We start from the raw sequence: 17,307 nt of genomic DNA, 5'->3' as shown, positions 1-17,307 counted from the left end.
CTACGCCCTCTCTTGTGAGACGTGGACCTTTACTTCTACTTCGTAATTTTTAATAAGTAGTTTTTTAAAAGCATAGTCCAGCGACTCTCTTAGATTCTTTATTATCATTGACACAGGACTCAATGGGTCTACTACTACGTGTATGGTCGCATAAACCTTGTTATCTTTTATCCTTACAATTACTCCCTCGTCAAACGCGTAAAATCCCACCAAACCTCCAGCATAATCCATTATGGAGGACTTTGGCACCGACGTTATCCCGTAACAACTTTTGATAACGTTGGACAAATATTGTGCAATAGCTTTCGCCTTTATTCTGATTTTCAATGTTTACCACCACCTAAACGTTATTTTAACATGTTCGAAAAGATTACTTTTTTCTATAACTAAAGCCACATAGTTTTTAACGTTCTCGTGTTTTTTTACTCATGATATAATACCAATTTGTACAGCGAAGAATACAGCTATTAAATAGGAGGAGATAAATAATGGCAAAAGTTTGCACTGTTTGCGGAAAAGGTCCTCAATTTGGACATAATGTAAGCCACTCTAACAGAAGAACCAACCGCCGTTGGGAACCCAATTTAAAGCGCGTGCATGGACGTTTTCCTGATGGAAAAGTTCGTACAGCTTATGTATGTGTAAAGTGCTTAAAAGCAGGAAAAGTAGAGGTATTGTAGTAAATACAACGCTCAAGTATTTCAAAAAATAAAGCCGGCAAGATGCTCGTAATACTTAGTCCTTGTCGGCTTTTTTGTTAGGCACAAATTACGCCAAAAAGTCATCCATTAGTTTTCAATAGTTCTTGTAGCGACAACGTTTACACCCAGACCCAACACGTTCTTTATTATGACATCGCCCATATTTACCGGCACGTGGACATGGACCTTCTTTATTTCTTTCAAAACGTCAAAAAGTTTATCCTTAGGAACAGGCCCATCGGTTTTTACAGGCAGACGTCTCTCCGTTGCACTGCCCAATAGCAATACAGTGCTTTGGAGAAAACGTTCAGGATGGGTAATTTCCTTTGCACCGTATTCAGCCCCTTTCGAACAGCGATTACCTAAAACGGACACTCCGGCTGGAGAACTGCTGACATGCAAGGTACATCCTACAGGACATATGATGCATGTCAAATCAATAGTCTTACCACGCGGTAGTCTGTCGTCTTTCATAATGGTGTAACCGTGAGCTGTAAATTATCTCCCGGCTCTATGACATTGTATTGTTCCAGCTTTAGAGAAATCTCAGCCATCTCCGCAGGTCTCAGTGATGCATAACCCTTCCTTGCTATCGTTTTTCCATCGCACGTAAGCGCCACCGAGCACACACCTAAAGGACGTTTTACCCTGAACCATATACGGGGAGGATTGTTCACACCGATTGCGATACGCTGAGGCAAAACGACTCTGATGTCTCCACATGGTTCCAAAGTTGCTTCTTGAGAAGGTTCATAAAACTGCTTTACCGACGCTTCTCCTGCCACAGAAGCTGAGGTAGCCACATTGTCTACTAAATCCCATATCCCTGCTCCATTACCCACAACAAACACACCTGGTAACTCCGTTTGAAAGTACTGATCCACTGCTGCACTGCCTGTATATGGAAGAATGGTCAATCCCAACTGCTTGATAAGTTCTGCTTCAGGTAATAGACCCACAGAAAGTATGAGTGTGTCCACAGGAAACAGCTTTTCAGTGCCTGGTACTACATAACCATTTTCCATCTGAGCTACTTTTACCGCCTCTACACGATCTTTTCCAAGGACTTCCGTTACTGTGTGCGATAAAAAGAGCGGAATATCATAATCTTTTAAACATTGCTGTATGTTTCGTGCTAAACCGCCTGGAAATGGCATTAGCTCTGCTACACCATGGACATGAGCCCCTTCAAGTGTGAGCCTGCGAGCCGTTATAAGACCAATATCGCCAGAACCAAGCATGAATACATCATTACCGATGTTTAATCCTTGCACATTAATCATGTATTGCGCAGTACCCGCTGTGAAAATACCCGCAGGACGTGTACCGGGTATGGCGATGGCTCCGCGTGGACGCTCTCTTGCTCCCACGGCAAAAATGATTACATCCGCTCTTACAAACGATATGCCGTCTGGCTTAGAAACCACAAGTGTTTTGTCATGATGTGCCTCAATAACCATGGCATTGAGCCATACTTCTATGCCTGATTGCATTACATCCTGGCGCAGATACTCTGCAAACTCAGGGCCCGTTAAATCTCTCCCATAGTAGTTCAGACCAAAACCAGAATGGATGCATTGTGGAAGGACACCACCTAATCGTTCAGCCCTTTCTATGAGTAAAACATTATCTGCACCAGCGTTCTTTGCAGCTACTGCTGCAGCCATGCCTGCAGGTCCGCCACCTACCACGGCAACCAACATCACTCATTCCCCCTGTTATCGCCATAAATAACATTGGATTTATTACCAAATTTCGTTATATTTTCATAGGGAAGGTTAAGTTCTTTCCTCATTATATCGATAATGCGTGGCATGCAAAACCCGCCTTGACACCGGCCCGCAGTTGCCCTTACACGTCTCTTTATACCGTCTAAATCTCTCGCAGGAGGTTCCATTTTTAGAGCGTTTTCAATTTCCCCTTCACTAACCAATTCGCAACGACAAACCATGTGCCCAAATGCAGCATTGCCTTTTATAAGTTCCTCGCGATACTTATATGGAAGTTCGCGCAAAATCGGCGGTAACTCAAAGTAAGGATCAAAATTCGCTTTCTCTTCCAAAGGCACTAACGCAGAAACCAGATTGCAAAGCTCTTTAGCTATTCCTGGAGCAGCAGTCAAGCCAGGTGATTTTATACCAGCAGCATTGATGAGGCCTTCCATAGTCCGGGAATGAGCTACCACAAAATCATCTATGGAACCTATAGCTCTTAAGCCGGCGTATTGCGCTATAGTAAATCGCTCATAAGGAAAAGGCACTAACGCTTTAGCACTTTCAAGGACTGTAGCTAATCCTTCTGCAGTGGTTCGCTTGTCTGGCTTGTCCAGGTCCTCAGCAGTAGGACCAATGAGTAAATTCCCGTGCGTAGTCCTGCTCACCAATATGCCTTTGCCAATACTGGTAGGTGCGCGGAAAATAACATGTCTTACTAAGTTACCCACGTTCTTATCCAAAATCATGTACTGACCACGGCGAGGGTGTATCGAAAACCAATTTTCACCAGCCATGCGCATGATTTGATCAGCATACAAGCCAGCCGCATTTATGACAACTTTTGTTCTTATCAGACCGCTACTGGTCCTTACATATATACCGTCTGACCTCTTACTTATCTCTTCGACGCGTGTATCTAATCGTATTCGCCCACCGTTCTTGAGGCCATTTCCCACTAAAGCGACCACTGCCTGAAATGGGTCAATTATGCCAGAAACTGGTGCATACAAAGAAGCCTTTACTTCCGGATTAACCACGGGTTCTCTCTTCAGTGTTTCATCTCGACCCAGGAATTTGACAGGTATTTTTACCGATTTACCATTTTCATAAAGCCTGGTAATCTCATTAATCTCAGACTCGTTAAAAGCCAGTACCAAAGAACCTGTCCATTCCACGTCTACAGACAGCTCTTGAGACCATGCAAACCACAAAGCAAGGCCATCATGGTTCAGCTTACTCATTAATGTTCCAGGATTTGGATCAAACCCGCCATGGAGTATGGCAGAATTAGCTTTACTTGCATCTCCCCCTACATCATGATTTGCATCCACAAGCAAAACATTTAATTTGTATCTGCAAAGCTCACGAAAAGCAGCAGCGCCAACAATACCTGCCCCTATTATAAGCACATCACAGTTTATGGGATTATCGTTCTTTGCTATCTGATCCAGTTCCGAGCGCGTTCCACCGCTCGCTGCCATCCAGCGTACATCTCCTCTCTCTTTAATGCCGTTATCTTCGGTACAAATGTTCTATCTAATTGCCAACTACTCTGTATCTCCCGTAGATTATGCCAGACACCTGTCGCTAAACCTGCCAGATAGGCGGCACCTAAAGCTGTGGTTTCACGTACCACAGGTCTCTGTACAGGCAAACCAAGGATGTCTGATTGAATCTGAAGAAGTAAATTATCCACAGAAGCGCCACCATCAGCTTTCAAGACATTTAAGTCGAAACCGCAATCGCTCTTCATTGCCTCCAGCACATCTCTTGTTTGGAATGCAATGGATTCCAACGTTGCCCTGGCAATGTGGCATGCGTTACTACCCCTGGTTATGCCCACCATAGTTCCACGAGCATACATGTCCCAATATGGAGCACCTAAGCCTACGAACGCTGGGACAAAATAAACGCCTCCGCTGTCCTCAACTTGAGAAGCCAACGTTTCTACTTCATCGGCGGTTCTAATAATCTTCAATCCATCTCTGAGCCATTGCACAGCGGCACCTGTAACAAAAACAGAACCTTCCAAAGCATAGCTAACTTTATCTTCAACCCCGTAAGCTATTGTCGTTATCAAGCCATGCTCACTTTCCGGGATTTTATCACCTGTGTTTACCAGCAAGAAAGATCCTGTGCCATATGTATTCTTAGCAGATCCAGGTTCAAAGCACGCTTGACCGAATAATGCTGCTTGTTGATCGCCAGCATCACCTGCAATGGGAATAGCTTCGCCTAAAAATGATGGATCTACATATCCATATATGCAAGAGGATGGTTTCACTTCAGGCAGCATGATTCTCGGTATGCCAAGTTCCTGAAGAATCTCATCGTCCCAATCTAATGTATGTATATTAAAAATCATCGTTCGAGAAGCGTTGGTGTAATCGGTAACATGTACCTTTCCCTTAGTTAGACGCCATATGAGAAATGTGTCCACGTTTCCAAACAGAACTTCACCTTTTTGCGCCTTTTCCCTTACACCCGGGATGTTATCCAATATCCACTTTATTTTTGTCCCACTAAAATAAGCGTCTATGACCAATCCCGTCTTATCTCTAATTGGCTTCTCCCAACCTTTTTCTTTGAGTCGATCGCAAAACTGCGCAGTTCTCCTGCATTGCCAAACAATGGCATTGTAAACAGGCTTACCGCTATTCTTATCCCATAAAATGGTCGTTTCCCTTTGGTTAGCAATTCCCAGTGCCGAGATGTCTTTCGCCTGCAAATGGGCTTTTCTAAGTGCCTCCTTGGCAACCTCCATTTGGCTATTCCAAATGTCTTCAGGGTCATGTTCTACCCATCCTGGCTGTGGGAATATTTGTCTAAATTCTTTTTGAGCAATGCTTACTATATGACCTTTACTATTAAACACAATGGACCTGCTGCTAGTAGTTCCTTGGTCAAAGGAAAGCACATACTTTTCATGCTCGGAAACCATTCCAGTCCTCTCCATTCTTAAAATGTTCCGTTTTTGCCAAGCTATATAAGCCTATTATAAGTCGTTTGCTCCACGGTACATAAAATCTGATGGATAAAGCAAATAAGCATATAATTTATGATTGATAAGGGAGGTGAACAGGGTGGAAGAGGGTTTCATGAAACAAGGAAACGATATCGGCGTTTTAGTGATTCACGGATTTACTGGTTCTCCTGGGAGTATGCGCGAGTTAGCTAATTTCTACGTTGACCAAGGGTTTTCTGTTGCATTACCGCGTTTATCCGGGCATGGAACTACACCTCAAGACTTGGAGCACCGAAAATATCAGGAATGGATAAACGATGTAGAGCAGGCATATCAATGGTTAGTGCAAAGGACAAGTACCATTTTTGTTACAGGTTTATCTATGGGAGGAACGCTTACCCTTTATATGGGGCAACAGCATAAAGATATTGCCGGATTAATTACTATTAATGCAGCAGTAAGAATGAAAAACGAATCATCTATGATGATCTTTGGAACAATTGGCTTACCACGGTTTATAAAAGGTATTGGCAGTGACATAAAGAAAGGTATTAAAGAACCTGCCTACGATTTGACACCGGTAAGAGCTTCTAAACAGTTAGCCCTACTTATGCAACGTGTAAGAAACGCCATAGATAAAATAGAGCAGCCCATTCTAATTTTTTCCTCGAAAGAAGACCATGTGGTACCTCCCGACAACCAAACATGGATTTACCAAAATGTGAGATCGCAAATAAAAGAATTAGTCATATTGGAAAACAGTTACCATGTAGCGACCATGGACTATGATCTTGAACTTATAGAACAGAAGAGCCTTGATTTTATAAAACGTTTGACATGAATGATATTCTCCTTGAATCACGTAATTTGGGTGTACTTTTGATACATGGCTTTACTTCTTCTCCTGACCAGATGAAACCGTTTGGCGAAGAATTGACCAAGCATGGTATTACATGCTTTATTCCCATGCTCACTGGACATGAGAAAATTCCTGATAGCTTGACTAACGTGAAGAATGGCGATTGGTTTAATGATGCAGAACGTGCTTTTGAACAGCTACGCTCAAAGACGAAAAATGTTATCGTGGCTGGGCATTCTTTAGGAGGCACGCTATCTTTATACCTTGCTGAGCGTCATAGCCTCAATGATGGGCTTATCGCTTTATGCCTGATAAACCCGGCTATTAAGCTCACAGTTGAAGAACGTAGAGCAATAAGATTCGGGAGATTCTATCAAAAACGCCTTGGTGTTTCTGTGAAACCCTTTCAAGTGCTGAAGAATACCATAGACGACGTACGCTCACGCTTGAATAGAATAACTGTTCCCGTGTTCATGTTCATATCCAATAAAGATGAACTAATACCATTTGCTTATCAGCAATGGTTGTTCAATAAACTCAATGTGCCAAAGTACTTTGTGACGCTGCCAGAGGAGGGGCACTCACCCTCCTCCAAAGCGGCAGCATTCATAATAAACAGCTTTCTTGAGTTATCAAATGTTGTTCTGTAGCCACTCACTAAGCTCAGAAAATGGCACATGTATGAGGCCCGTATAGCTTGTGTTGATGTCTAAGTACGTCGGATTACCTTTTATCAAAATAGACAGCTTTTCTCCCACGTTCCAAAAAACAGGAAGCGAAGGTGTAGTTTCTACGTTTACGTCAGCCTTAATACTGTTGATTTGAACAGGCGCCAGTGTATTCATTAGTTCCATAAGAACGCCATTATCAGTTTTTTGTATGTTCTTCACCGCTGATAGCACATAACCTAAGTATTGACCTATCTGCGTTTCATCTTCAAGTAGTCCAGGAAAATCGCTGATGACACCCATAAAACCAGACTCCCGAAGATTCATCGCTGCGCTCTTGTCATTAACAGCCCAAGGTAAAACTCTTTCTGCCACAGGAAGATAGCGTTCGTCGACAAAACTTTGCTCCGGTTTTAGCACCTCCACATCTTCCAAATAGTTGGATATATCCCGTGGGTAATGCTGATAAATATATGCGAACAAATACTTGCCTTTATCCAACTGACGCCATTCGCTTATTATGTCATGCCTAAAGGATGAAATTATCTTTCTGTCAGGGGTAAACTGTGCTACAACACGTTTAGCAGTAAGCCATTTTGTAGTCTTTATTTCGATATCTACCCATACTCGCTTTTCATCTGCCAAAGCCAGTGCTTCCTGCAACGTGCATACCTGCTGCTTACCTTTTAACATGTTTCTTAGTTCTTCATAAGTGCAATCTTCCACCCAAACATCCATTCCGTGCAGACGTTTCAAATTCGGGTCATGAAATAAGACGGCCACATTATCTTTCGTTACCATAACATCCAGTTCGAAACCATTAGCGCCAGCATCCAAAGCTTTCTGGAAAGCATCTAATGTATTTTCCGGCCAAAGCAACGAAGAACCTCTGTGACCCAAAACAATGAATGGTTCAGCTTTCTTAAACATTTTTCACCCCAAGATCGCGCCTGTTTATGAAAATGAGTATGGCGGCAATCAATTCCAAAGTTACCGATACTCCAACCATGAGAGGCACAGAATGACCATAAATGATGCCCATGACGAAGCTACCTAAGAACCAAGAAACACCGTAAACCGTATTGAAAAAACCATATGCCATGCCCCGTCGCTCCGTGGGAATCATTTCAGCTAAAGCGGCTCTCATAACAGATTCTTGGCCTCCCATGCCGATACCCCAAAGAGTCATCCCCAGGGCAGGCCCCCACCAACTATTAATAAGGAAGGTAAGAGGAGCAAAAAACGCAGCGATGAGGGCAGATACACCTACTATGGAAACTCCAGCTCTGTCGAACCACGCGCCAAACACTAGCGCTGCTATGGCGTCTACTCCCATAGCCAATGAATACAACAACGCGATGAACTGCGGTTGAAGTATGCCATCTTGCTCTAAGTGGAAACCGATAAGCGGATAATCGATATAACCGGCACCTATTAGAGCAACTGCAACAAGATAAATCCAAAATGATTTTGTGTAACCGCTGGTAGCGATACCTTTATAAGCGGGCTCAAATTCCTGCGGTCTCGGGTAAAGGAATCTTCCTGTTATTATGAGTATTACTGCTAAAACTGCCGGTATGCCCAAGAATAAGAATGCTTCATTATAGCCCAAATTGCGAGCAAGTATGATACTCACGAATACCGGCCCAAGTACAGCACCAATTTGATCCATGGCTTCATGAAGACCAAATCCGAAACCTCTCCCTACTTGTTTTGTCGCTTGAGATAGCATAACGTCACGTGAAGGGGTTCTAAGACCCTTACCCAATCGTTCTAAAATCAATAGAAGCACAGCTACTTGCCAAGTGCCAGCAAATGCGAGCAGTGGAATGACCAATAGATTAAGTGCAAAACCTACAATGGTTAAAAGCCAATAACGATGCGTTCGGTCGGCCCAATAACCGGAAACGAGCCTAAAGGCATAACCAAGCATTTCCCCAAAACCAACTGCAAAACCCACAACAGCACTACTCGCGCCCAGTAAATCCAAGTAAGGACCCGTTACACTTCGTGCCCCTTCATAGGTAACGTCACCTAAAAGGCTCACAAAACCAAGCAAAATAATAAAGTAGAACGCTCTTCTTTTTAAAATGTTTTTGTCATTTTCCACATTCTCACCTCCTTAATTATGTTACCGTCGTTACATCATAGAAGTATAATACCTTTCCAGCATAAATGGTAGAATTTTGCCCATATAAGGCAGTTTTGTGGGAACTTGCAAAACCATGTTATTGGCTAATTGGTTCCTTCTTAGTGACATCCCCTTTTCTTACGTTCATGAGGCATATGAAGGAAAGCAAGAAAAATATAATGGCGTAAGGGAACATTACATACTTTGTCTTAGCCATATCCGATATGAAGCCAATCAAAGGCGGCGAAACAATGGATGCAGCCTGTGAAGCAAAATAATATAGACCCGTGAAGACACCTACTTCAGATAAAGATCCCATATCCACAACCGTAGGCAAAGAATTTATGTTGATTAACGCCCAACCTATGCCCGCTAAAGCGAACAAGATATTAAGCCAAAGTGCATCAACAGTAAACATGATTCCTGCCACAGCAATAATCATGAATCCTAACCCAACACTCATCGTTCTCTTTCTACCAAAGCGATTAGCCAACCAACCGGAAGGCAAGGCGAAAACCATAAAAACCAACGACATAACACCCAAATTGAGCTTTGCCATGTTTTCAGCAACAATGGGGTTCAAACCAGATTCCAATGTCATATAAACGACATAAAATGTTTCGATTGCATTGTAAGCGATAAACCACAGAAAAATAGCCAACAGCATAGACCATAGGTCCTTATAAGATCGGTTCATTAAAGCATGCACATTTCTCCACCAGGGAGTTTTGTCAGCTTCAGGTTGGTAATATATGGCATCCTTTGGTTCGTTGATCGATTTAAAAACTATCAGCGCAGCAATTATGGTAATGGCAGATGCGATAGCAAATCCCAACGGTCTGTTTTCGCTACTAATACGGCCTATACCAAAATAGACAAGTAAAGAGCCAAGCCCGCCCATGAAATTAATCACACCGTTTCCGGGAGAACGTTGCTCCGGCGGAACAATATCTGGCATGAGCGCTATAACAGGCCCCCTGCTTATAGCTGCCGAGATATTCATTAGTATGACTGTTACCATAAAGATAGCAAGACCACTGGCAGATGTTCCAAAAAAGGCTGGTATCCAAGGAATAAGAGCAAAAAACACAGCCATCAACGGTAAGCCCGTTATGATAAAAGGCATACGCCTGCCTATCCTTGTGTTCACTTTGTCTGAATAAGCAGCAATGATAGGAATCAACGTAACAGCAAGTATGTTGTCAATGTTCATGATCCAACCGGTAGTAAAATTGCTCATTTTGAACTGACCTTGTAGAATCACAGGAACGTCTGCATTATAGAGTGCCCACACTACGGAGATGCCCATGAAACCAAAACCAAGCAAGAATAACTTTCTGTAATTAATCTTCATCCTACAATTAACCTCCTTATGGGTGGTTAAAATCTTCTAAAGCAGGATAATACTTACCTTGGCAGACTACACAGCCCGGGTCTGACACAACATTAATCTTGGCCCATTGATTTTGCCAAAGATCGGCAACGAAAAGTTTTTTTTCAACGTTATCCACGGCTCCCACAAGCAACTTTATAGTCTCTGCTGCCATGAATCCTGTTACGACACCTAAAATTGGACTTATTAGACCGCCTGAAGTAGCCGTGGGTGCTTCTGCTAAATCTATGTTCCCCACTACATCACGAAGGCACAAAGGCTCCTCTGGAAGGAATACTTTAGCCATACCATAAGCGCCAGCTACACTCCCAAAAACGAAAGGAATACCGTGTTTTTTTGCAAAATCGTTCATCACAAAACGCACTTCGTAGTTGTCACTTCCATCAACAATTACATCAAAACCGCTCAGAACATCTTCTGCATTCTGGCCCGTAAGTTTATCCTGTAGTGGGTCTAATTCCACAGTGCTGTTTATTGCTTTCAAATGGGTGTAAGCGCTTTCAACCTTTGCTTTGCCTACATCCCCTTCATCGTAAAGTATTTGACGCTGTAAGTTCGACAAGTCAACTTTATCAAAATCGACAAAGCGTAACAGCCCCACACCGGATCTAACGAGATGCTGAAGCAAAAAACTACCCAGTCCTCCAACCCCAACTACAACAACTCGTGCATGGGCCATCTTTTCTTGCCCTTCCTCACCGATGGGAGGGAATTTTGACTGAACGTCGTACCTCCCAGGCATATCAATACCCCCTTTCAACATCTTTGTGAATATAAAATTCTATACTTATCAATAATTAACATTGTAAGTGATTTATAATATATTTATGGCAGGCAAGATAGCACATGCATATCCGGGCCAAGGGGCTCAGTTCCCTGACATGGAGACTTATTTTTCGAAGAAAATAAACCAGATAGCCAGCGAAAGTTTTCCACAATTGGTAGATATGCTCGCCAATAATGATGAAAAAGTGCTTACAGAAACATTTTATGTTCAGCCTGCTATTTATTTAGTTGAAACATCGCTCATGGAAAAACTTCCTCCACCTGCTTTAGCATTGGGGCATAGCTCCGGTGAGTACGCAGCGTTGGTAGAAGCGAAAGTATGGGATGTCCGCACAGGTTTCGAAATTATTCGCGCTCGTGGTCATTTTAGCCAGTCGTCTGCACCAAAGGGATTTATGGTCCAAATACCAGCGGAAATAAAAAATGATCTTTTAAATGAATTTAAGGACGTTTACGAAGCAGCTATCAACAGCGCAGATAAAGTAGTAGTAGCCGGACTTGAAGAAAAATGGGTTCAGGTAAAATCATATTTAGAAGATAACCATGTTAATTACCATTTACTTCCTATTTCTGCTCCGTTTCACACGCCCTTTATGGAAAAAGCTGCAAAAAGGCTACATTCTTTTCTGACGCTCAATCGTGGCAAAGTTCCTGAGTTTCCTGTTTATCTCAATGCACTGAACCACGTCATACGCAGTTACGATGATGTAGTAGAAGGCCTTTCTTTAGGGCTAATAAAACCCATCAACTGGCTTCAAGCGCAGGAATTTGTTAAACGCAGTGACATCGATGCTTTGGTAGAAGTTTATCCTCACCCATACCTGTCGAAGTTTACTGGAATTACCACTCATAATGCTGTGGAATATTACCATTTAGACATTTAGTCTGACCCCTTGTAACATTTCCCCTATAAGATGCATCTAACTATATTGAGGTGATGATAATGCAAAAAATCGCACATTTGTTCCCTGGCCAAGGGATTCAAAAAGTTGGCATGGGAAAATATTTTAGTAAAAGAGTAGAAACATTACTTACAACGGAGGATCCAAAGCTACTTGAGCTCACGTGGGTAGGTCCGCAGGAAGAGCTAAACAAGACCATAAATGCACAACCTGCCATCACATTAATGCAGGTTTCCTTGGCAGAAGATTTGGACAAACCAGAGATAGCAGTAGGTCACAGCTTGGGGGAATATGCTGCTTTATGGGAGGCCGGGGTATGGGATTTGCAAACGCTTTACAGGGTTGTCCGTGCTCGTGGTTATTACATGCAGGAATTGTGCCCAGACGGATGGCTTATGGCTTTGAGAAACAAAGAAACGGCAGACACAGTAGTAGAAACGTTCAAAGGCAAAGTTTTTTATTCAAACATAAATAGTGATAGGCAAGTGCTTATTGGAGGGCTTGAGAAAGACCTCGAGAACGTAGAAGCTTTTCTGAAATCAGAGCGCATCGCATACAAGAGGATCCAAGGGAACAAACCTTTCCATACACCCTATTTGGAGAAAGCTTCCGAAGAATTTTATGAATTCCTAAAGAGCGTGCCAGGCAAAAATCCACAATTCGACGTTTATTTAAACATAGCTGACGATGTAGTGACCGATTATAATCAAATCATAGAGCTATTAGCGCGTTCCTTGGCAAATCCTGTGGACTGGACAAGAACTGTTGCATTCTTAGGACAAAGAAATCTCGATATGCTTGTGGAAATCAACCTGGAACCACTTCTAGCCAAACTAACAAGCCAGAAGGTGGTACTAGTTCATGAAGTGGCATCTATCTGAAAAAACGTTTGCTGTAGTAGGTAGTGGAGACATTGGTAAAGCCGTTTCCAAAGCGTTGGAGGAAGAAAACGCAAAGGTAATCATGCTAAGTCGGAAAAGTGAGAACTATTTGGATGTTACCGACGAGGAGTCTTTCAAACCATACAGTTCGTGGTCGAAAATGCTGGATGGTTTATTGTACACTGCCGGAGTGACCATTGATAAGCCCGTAGGCTTACTGAGTTTATCCGATTGGATGGAGGTTATAAACACTAACCTCACTGGAGCTTTTCTGACTGCAAAACATTTTTACATGGCTTTAAAACCTCAAAGCAGTGTCGTGTTTCTAAGTTCCATAGTAGGTCAATGGGGTAACATTGGTCAAGCTGCTTACTCAGCTTCTAAAGCTGGATTGGAAGCGCTGACCAAAACATTGGCGAAAGAATGGGCAAGGAAAGGCATACGCGTCAATGCAATTTCACCAGGTTTGGTGGACACGAAGATGACTACGCAGCTGCCCGAACCTGTCAAACAAGGTTTTATACAACACAACCTGCTAAAAAGGTTGGCTGCACCAGAAGAGATCGCAAATGCGATCTGCTTTTTGCTTTCCCCGTTATCTTCTTTCATAACGGGACAGAATATTTACGTTGATGGAGGATTCTTTATCTCCTAAAAACGTGTTTTATGTTATAACAAACAAATTTATTAAGGAGGTTCAAGCTAACATGATGGAAATGATTAAGGGTTTGTTAGAAGAAAATGGTTATCCTACGGAAAATCTTACAGAGGAAACCACTTTTGAAAGCTTAGGTGTAGATTCTTTGGGTTTAGTGGATTTGACGTTGTCTTTGGAGCAAAAGGGTTACTCCATACCAGAAGAAAAACTTTCTGAAATCAAGACTGTTGGAGATCTTATGCGCGTTCTCGGTGGTAATGCATGAAACGCATTGTAATAACGGGAATGGGCGTAGTCACACCTTTCGGGGTGGGGCTAAGCCCATTCAAAGAGGGAATATTCTCGGGCGCTAACGGTATAAAACCTATCACACGTTATAGCGAGCTGCCAGTGAAATTTGCTGGAGAAGTTGACTTTGATCCTTTGCAGTATTTTGACAAAAAAGATGCAAAAAGGATGGACCGTTTTACGCAATTCGGATCTGTAGCAGCTCATGAAGCATTGGAAATGGCGAATTTGCATGAAGTCGACCCCTATAGTGTGGGTGTTGTTTTTGCATCGGGTATGGGTGGACTGGAGTTTTTAGAAACGCAGATCATTAATCTCTATACTAAAGGACAAAAAACCGTTTCACCCTTTACCGTTCCCGCATCTATTGTCAACATAGCTGCTGCCAATATTGCTATTCAAAATGGATTTCACGGGCCAGCTTTTGCCCCCACCACAGCTTGTGCTGCTTCCTTAGATGCCATTGGTCAAGGTTTCAACCTTCTTCAACAGGAAGATGACTTAAACGCCGTACTGGTGGGTGGTTCTGAAGCGAGCATAACACCTCTGGGCATTACCAGCTTCTACAACATGAAAGCCCTATCACCCATGAATGAACCAACTGCATCAAGACCTTTTGATAAAAACCATTCAGGTTTTGTAATGGGAGAAGGTGCAGGTGCTTTAGTCCTGGAAACGCTGGAACATGCACTAAGTAGAGGCGCTACGCCCTTGGCAGAAATTGTGGGCTATGGCGCAACTTGCGACGGCTATCATGTAACAGCACCGGATCCGTCAGCAGAACCGCAGTCCAGAGCCATACTAAAAGCATTGAAGAAAGCGAACATACAACCCGAGCAGATAGATTATGTATGTGCGCACGGAACCTCTACCCCGCTGAACGATGTTATAGAGACGAAGTCATTAAAGAAAGCGTTTGGTGAACATGCCTACAATATTCCTGTAAGCTCTATAAAATCCATGATAGGACATTTGCTCGGTGCATCAGGTGCAGTAGAGACAGTCGCTTCCGTGCTCGCTCTGCAAGAACAGATGATTCCACCGACCATAAACTTCCAAGAGCCGGCTGAAGAGTGTGATCTCTACTATGTACCCAACAAAGCTGAAAAGCGTGAAATAAACTACGTATTAAAGGAATCCTTAGGCTTCGGTGGGCATAATTCCGTAGTGGTGCTAAAACGTTATGAAGGTTGAGCATGTTCTCATTGAAAAAGTAAAACGTGGCGATCCTAAAGCATTTCAAGAATTATTCAACCAATTTGAGCGCGAAATTTACACATTAGCGTATCGCCTCGTTGGAAACAGAGAAGATGCAGAAGATGTAACACAAGAGGTAGCATGGATACTTTGGTCAAAAATAAAGTCATTTAGAAATGAAAGCAGTTTAAGTACGTGGCTTTATCGAGTTACAGCAAATACGGCACTTCAATTGCTTAGAAAGAAGAAAAAGATTGTTTATGTTGAGCCCAATTTTCATACGGCCGAAGATATGCATCTAATGTTAGAAATGGCTGTTATGGACCTCCCAGATAGCCAAAGAGCATTAATTGTTCTGAGAGACATATACAACTTCCCCATAAAGGACATAGCAAGAATGCTCGACATAACAGAGGAAAACGTGCGCGTACAACTACATCGCGCCCGTAAAGCTTTGAGAAAAAAGTTAGAAGGAGGTGAAAACGATGGAGTGCAAAGAAGTGCAGGAACTGATACCGGAATTCCTGAGAGGCGAATTAACAAAAAACCAAATAAATGATGTATCAGCACACCTCAATACATGCAATGACTGCTACAATGAACTGCAAAATTGGGATGAGCTTTTCGATGAGTTGAGAAGTTTAGTAAATTACACGCACAAACCAGAAAAAGACATCGTGACATTGGCAAAAGGCAAGACGTCTATTACGCCATGGATTGTTGGAAGCGTAGGTGTCGGTGTCCTTTTGGCTGCAGGAGGCGCTTTACTGTGGAAGAAAAGATAATTCCGTTGCCTCACAAATGGCCATTTTTATTTGTGGACAGTTTTGAAACAAAAGACAATTATTGTGAGGCACAATATTATATAGACCCAAATCTGCCTTTTTTTCAGGGGCATTTCCCTGATTATCCAATTTTTCCCGGCGTTCTTCACATAGAAGCCGTTGCTCAAACATTGGGTTTGCTGGTGAAAACGCCTGGTTTGCCATTGCTGGCCCGCGTTGAACAAGCCAGATTTTTACAACCTCTTTTTCCCGGAGACCACATTACTATAAAAGCGACATTGGAGAATGAAAAAGCTGGTTTCTATTTTGGCAGAGGAATGATTTTTAAAGAAAACACGTTAGTAAGCGAAGCGAAAATTGTCTTTAAGGTGGCGAAAGAAAAATGATCTCTTTAGAAGAACTGCTTGGTATTGAATATCCCATTATACAAGGTGGTATGGCTCGTGTTGCAAAAGCTCCTTTAGCTGCTGCCGTAAGTGAAGCAGGAGGATTAGGAATTTTAGGTGGCGCATCGATGACGCCAGAAGAGTTACGAGACCAAATTCGTGAAGTTCGGTCTCGCACGTCAAAGCCATTTGGGGTAAACTTGATGCTCCAAAGTGAATTTTGGCAAGACCAAATAAAAGTCGTTTTAGAAGAGTGTCCCCCTGTTATAACAACTGGAGCAGGCAATCCTTCCAGCTTCATGAAAACGCTAAAAGAAAAGGGTATAAAGATATTGCCGCTGGTGGGGTCAGCAAACCAGGCTTTAATGTTAGAAAAAATAGGTGCAGACGCCGTTATTGCAGAAGGTAAAGAATCGGGAGGCCATATCGGAGAAGTAACGACCATCGTTTTGGTAAATGCAGTATTAAAAACAGTAAGTGTACCAGTAGTAGCTGCCGGCGGCATCGTTGATGCAGACAGCTATAACGCTATGAGAGCCATGGGCGCTGTAGGTGTGCAAATGGGAACACGTTTTGTTGCCTCTGAGGAAGCTCCAATAAGCCCTGCATATAAAGATGTGGTACTAAGAGCTAATGAGCGTTCGACAGTAGAGGTCGGCAGACGGTTCAAACATACCGTTCGCATATGGAGAAACAATTTGGCCCTTAGGCTTATAGATGCTGAATATCGCGGAGATGAACAGGAATTTTCCCAACTGATGTTAGGTGCTCTCATACGTGCCGTTGAAGGAGATTTAGAGAATGGTGCGTTTATGATGGGGCAATCAGCAGGGCTTATAAAAGACATCCTCCCCGTAAAGAGAATTATTCAAAATATAGTAGGAAAATCACTGTAACCATAGTGACACAATTAATTGCATAAGAATGGCTGCCAGAGGGTATAAAACCATTGGGCAAGAAAAAGAAGAATTTGCCCAAGGAGGTGCAGAGAT

General features: G+C 42.7%; 21 protein-coding genes. 12 read left to right on the top strand and 9 right to left on the bottom strand.

Features of this window, described 5'->3' with window-relative positions; translation table 11 throughout:
• Positions 1 to 327: an Asp23/Gls24 family envelope stress response protein gene (locus tag D890_RS0100745; RefSeq protein ID WP_018962618.1), complete on the bottom strand. Its 327-nt coding sequence runs from the start codon at positions 325 to 327 to the stop codon at positions 1 to 3.
• Positions 328 to 488: 161 nt separating this feature from the next.
• Between D890_RS0100745 and rpmB the strand changes: the two genes are divergently transcribed.
• Positions 489 to 680, top strand: coding sequence for a 50S ribosomal protein L28 (gene rpmB, locus D890_RS0100740; protein WP_018962617.1), 192 nt, complete (start codon positions 489 to 491; stop codon positions 678 to 680).
• Between the two features lie 108 nt (positions 681 to 788).
• Here rpmB and D890_RS0100735 read toward each other — a convergent pair whose 3' ends face one another.
• From D890_RS0100735 to glpK, 4 genes are read right to left on the bottom strand one after another with little or no spacing between them, the layout of a single operon-like run.
• Positions 789 to 1,175, bottom strand: coding sequence for a DUF1667 domain-containing protein (locus D890_RS0100735; protein ID WP_018962616.1), 387 nt, complete (start codon positions 1,173 to 1,175; stop codon positions 789 to 791).
• The gene (locus tag D890_RS0100730) at positions 1,172 to 2,404 is read right to left on the bottom strand and encodes an NAD(P)/FAD-dependent oxidoreductase (RefSeq protein ID WP_018962615.1); all 1,233 of its coding nucleotides are present in this window, start codon (positions 2,402 to 2,404) and stop codon (positions 1,172 to 1,174) included. Before D890_RS0100730 ends, D890_RS0100735 begins: the two co-directional genes overlap by 4 nt.
• The gene (locus tag D890_RS0100725; protein WP_018962614.1) at positions 2,404 to 3,897 is read right to left on the bottom strand and encodes an NAD(P)/FAD-dependent oxidoreductase; all 1,494 of its coding nucleotides are present in this window, start codon (positions 3,895 to 3,897) and stop codon (positions 2,404 to 2,406) included. The genes D890_RS0100730 and D890_RS0100725 overlap by 1 nt, the downstream gene beginning before the upstream one ends.
• The gene (gene glpK / locus D890_RS0100720; RefSeq protein WP_018962613.1) at positions 3,855 to 5,357 is read right to left on the bottom strand and encodes a glycerol kinase GlpK; all 1,503 of its coding nucleotides are present in this window, start codon (positions 5,355 to 5,357) and stop codon (positions 3,855 to 3,857) included. The genes D890_RS0100725 and glpK overlap by 43 nt, the downstream gene beginning before the upstream one ends.
• Positions 5,358 to 5,499: 142 nt before the next feature.
• Between glpK and D890_RS0100715 the strand changes: the two genes are divergently transcribed.
• Both D890_RS0100715 and D890_RS0100710 read left to right on the top strand, forming a co-directional pair.
• Positions 5,500 to 6,222, top strand: coding sequence for an alpha/beta hydrolase (locus tag D890_RS0100715; protein WP_018962612.1), 723 nt, complete (start codon positions 5,500 to 5,502; stop codon positions 6,220 to 6,222).
• The gene (locus tag D890_RS0100710) at positions 6,219 to 6,890 is read left to right on the top strand and encodes an alpha/beta hydrolase (RefSeq protein WP_018962611.1); all 672 of its coding nucleotides are present in this window, start codon (positions 6,219 to 6,221) and stop codon (positions 6,888 to 6,890) included. The genes D890_RS0100715 and D890_RS0100710 overlap by 4 nt, the downstream gene beginning before the upstream one ends.
• Here the strand turns inward: D890_RS0100710 and D890_RS0100705 are convergent.
• The 4 genes from D890_RS0100705 to D890_RS0100690 form a co-directional block, all read right to left on the bottom strand.
• Positions 6,873 to 7,838 carry a glycerophosphodiester phosphodiesterase gene (locus D890_RS0100705; protein WP_018962610.1) on the bottom strand — a complete coding sequence of 322 codons (966 nt, stop codon included), beginning with the start codon at positions 7,836 to 7,838 and terminating at the stop codon, positions 6,873 to 6,875. The two genes, D890_RS0100710 and D890_RS0100705, sit on opposite strands and share 18 nt — an antisense overlap.
• Entirely contained in the window at positions 7,831 to 9,018 is a 1,188-nt protein-coding gene (locus D890_RS0100700; RefSeq protein ID WP_018962609.1) for an MFS transporter, read from the bottom strand. Before D890_RS0100700 ends, D890_RS0100705 begins: the two co-directional genes overlap by 8 nt.
• A 118-nt stretch (positions 9,019 to 9,136) precedes the next feature.
• Entirely contained in the window at positions 9,137 to 10,393 is a 1,257-nt protein-coding gene (locus tag D890_RS0100695; RefSeq protein ID WP_018962608.1) for an MFS transporter, read from the bottom strand.
• 16 nt (positions 10,394 to 10,409) lie between these two features.
• A complete protein-coding gene (locus D890_RS0100690; RefSeq protein WP_018962607.1) occupies positions 10,410 to 11,174 on the bottom strand; it encodes a HesA/MoeB/ThiF family protein in 765 nt (254 codons plus the stop codon).
• 85 nt (positions 11,175 to 11,259) lie between these two features.
• On the opposite strand from D890_RS0100690, the gene D890_RS0100685 reads away from it, so the two are divergent.
• Genes D890_RS0100685 through D890_RS0100645 form a run of 9 tightly spaced genes read left to right on the top strand, consistent with a single transcriptional unit; the run spans position 11,260 to position 17,211 of the window.
• Positions 11,260 to 12,102 (top strand): ACP S-malonyltransferase, encoded by an 843-nt coding sequence (locus tag D890_RS0100685; RefSeq protein WP_018962606.1) that lies wholly within the window; start codon positions 11,260 to 11,262, stop codon positions 12,100 to 12,102.
• 53 nt (positions 12,103 to 12,155) lie between these two features.
• Complete coding sequence (locus tag D890_RS0100680) at positions 12,156 to 13,001, top strand: ACP S-malonyltransferase (protein ID WP_245533111.1); 846 nt, start codon at positions 12,156 to 12,158, stop codon at positions 12,999 to 13,001.
• Positions 12,982 to 13,656, top strand: a complete 675-nt coding sequence (locus D890_RS0100675) for an SDR family NAD(P)-dependent oxidoreductase (RefSeq protein ID WP_018962604.1) — start codon at positions 12,982 to 12,984, stop codon at positions 13,654 to 13,656. The genes D890_RS0100680 and D890_RS0100675 overlap by 20 nt, the downstream gene beginning before the upstream one ends.
• Before the next feature lie 52 nt (positions 13,657 to 13,708).
• Positions 13,709 to 13,924 carry an acyl carrier protein gene (locus D890_RS0100670; RefSeq protein WP_018962603.1) on the top strand — a complete coding sequence of 72 codons (216 nt, stop codon included), beginning with the start codon at positions 13,709 to 13,711 and terminating at the stop codon, positions 13,922 to 13,924.
• The gene (gene fabF, locus D890_RS0100665) at positions 13,921 to 15,141 is read left to right on the top strand and encodes a beta-ketoacyl-ACP synthase II (RefSeq protein ID WP_018962602.1); all 1,221 of its coding nucleotides are present in this window, start codon (positions 13,921 to 13,923) and stop codon (positions 15,139 to 15,141) included. Before D890_RS0100670 ends, fabF begins: the two co-directional genes overlap by 4 nt.
• Complete coding sequence (locus tag D890_RS0100660) at positions 15,131 to 15,703, top strand: RNA polymerase sigma factor (protein ID WP_018962601.1); 573 nt, start codon at positions 15,131 to 15,133, stop codon at positions 15,701 to 15,703. The genes fabF and D890_RS0100660 overlap by 11 nt, the downstream gene beginning before the upstream one ends.
• Positions 15,630 to 15,929 carry an anti-sigma factor family protein gene (locus D890_RS0100655; RefSeq protein ID WP_040363471.1) on the top strand — a complete coding sequence of 100 codons (300 nt, stop codon included), beginning with the start codon at positions 15,630 to 15,632 and terminating at the stop codon, positions 15,927 to 15,929. The genes D890_RS0100660 and D890_RS0100655 overlap by 74 nt, the downstream gene beginning before the upstream one ends.
• On the top strand, positions 15,914 to 16,315 hold the full coding sequence (locus tag D890_RS0100650) for a 3-hydroxyacyl-ACP dehydratase FabZ family protein (RefSeq protein ID WP_018962599.1): 402 nt from the start codon (positions 15,914 to 15,916) through the stop codon (positions 16,313 to 16,315). Before D890_RS0100655 ends, D890_RS0100650 begins: the two co-directional genes overlap by 16 nt.
• Positions 16,312 to 17,211: an NAD(P)H-dependent flavin oxidoreductase gene (locus D890_RS0100645; protein WP_018962598.1), complete on the top strand. Its 900-nt coding sequence runs from the start codon at positions 16,312 to 16,314 to the stop codon at positions 17,209 to 17,211. The genes D890_RS0100650 and D890_RS0100645 overlap by 4 nt, the downstream gene beginning before the upstream one ends.
• Positions 17,212 to 17,307: the final 96 nt, after the last annotated feature.

Origin of the sequence: Coprothermobacter platensis DSM 11748 (genome assembly GCF_000378005.1) — a bacterium.
Classification (GTDB): Bacteria; Coprothermobacterota; Coprothermobacteria; order Coprothermobacterales; family Coprothermobacteraceae; genus Coprothermobacter; species Coprothermobacter platensis.
The sequence above is the reverse complement of the archived record's forward strand: the minus strand, read 5'-3'. Positions and strand labels throughout refer to the sequence as shown.

Excerpts from the sequence above, each read along its gene's own strand:
- rpmB (WP_018962617.1), top strand. The coding sequence starts at position 489 with ATGGCAAAAGTTTGCACTGTTTGCGGAAAAGGTCCTCAATTTGGACAT.
- D890_RS0100735 (WP_018962616.1), bottom strand. The coding sequence starts at position 1,175 with ATGAAAGACGACAGACTACCGCGTGGTAAGACTATTGATTTGACATGC.
- D890_RS0100730 (WP_018962615.1), bottom strand. The coding sequence starts at position 2,404 with ATGTTGGTTGCCGTGGTAGGTGGCGGACCTGCAGGCATGGCTGCAGCA.
- D890_RS0100725 (WP_018962614.1), bottom strand. The coding sequence starts at position 3,897 with ATGGCAGCGAGCGGTGGAACGCGCTCGGAACTGGATCAGATAGCAAAG.
- glpK (WP_018962613.1), bottom strand. The coding sequence starts at position 5,357 with ATGGTTTCCGAGCATGAAAAGTATGTGCTTTCCTTTGACCAAGGAACT.
- D890_RS0100710 (WP_018962611.1), top strand. The coding sequence starts at position 6,219 with ATGAATGATATTCTCCTTGAATCACGTAATTTGGGTGTACTTTTGATA.
- D890_RS0100705 (WP_018962610.1), bottom strand. The coding sequence starts at position 7,838 with ATGTTTAAGAAAGCTGAACCATTCATTGTTTTGGGTCACAGAGGTTCT.
- D890_RS0100695 (WP_018962608.1), bottom strand. The coding sequence starts at position 10,393 with ATGAAGATTAATTACAGAAAGTTATTCTTGCTTGGTTTTGGTTTCATG.
- D890_RS0100690 (WP_018962607.1), bottom strand. The coding sequence starts at position 11,174 with ATGCCTGGGAGGTACGACGTTCAGTCAAAATTCCCTCCCATCGGTGAG.
- D890_RS0100685 (WP_018962606.1), top strand. The coding sequence starts at position 11,260 with ATGGCAGGCAAGATAGCACATGCATATCCGGGCCAAGGGGCTCAGTTC.
- D890_RS0100680 (WP_245533111.1), top strand. The coding sequence starts at position 12,156 with ATGATAATGCAAAAAATCGCACATTTGTTCCCTGGCCAAGGGATTCAA.
- D890_RS0100675 (WP_018962604.1), top strand. The coding sequence starts at position 12,982 with ATGAAGTGGCATCTATCTGAAAAAACGTTTGCTGTAGTAGGTAGTGGA.
- D890_RS0100670 (WP_018962603.1), top strand. The coding sequence starts at position 13,709 with ATGATGGAAATGATTAAGGGTTTGTTAGAAGAAAATGGTTATCCTACG.
- fabF (WP_018962602.1), top strand. The coding sequence starts at position 13,921 with ATGAAACGCATTGTAATAACGGGAATGGGCGTAGTCACACCTTTCGGG.
- D890_RS0100660 (WP_018962601.1), top strand. The coding sequence starts at position 15,131 with ATGAAGGTTGAGCATGTTCTCATTGAAAAAGTAAAACGTGGCGATCCT.
- D890_RS0100655 (WP_040363471.1), top strand. The coding sequence starts at position 15,630 with ATGGAGTGCAAAGAAGTGCAGGAACTGATACCGGAATTCCTGAGAGGC.
- D890_RS0100645 (WP_018962598.1), top strand. The coding sequence starts at position 16,312 with ATGATCTCTTTAGAAGAACTGCTTGGTATTGAATATCCCATTATACAA.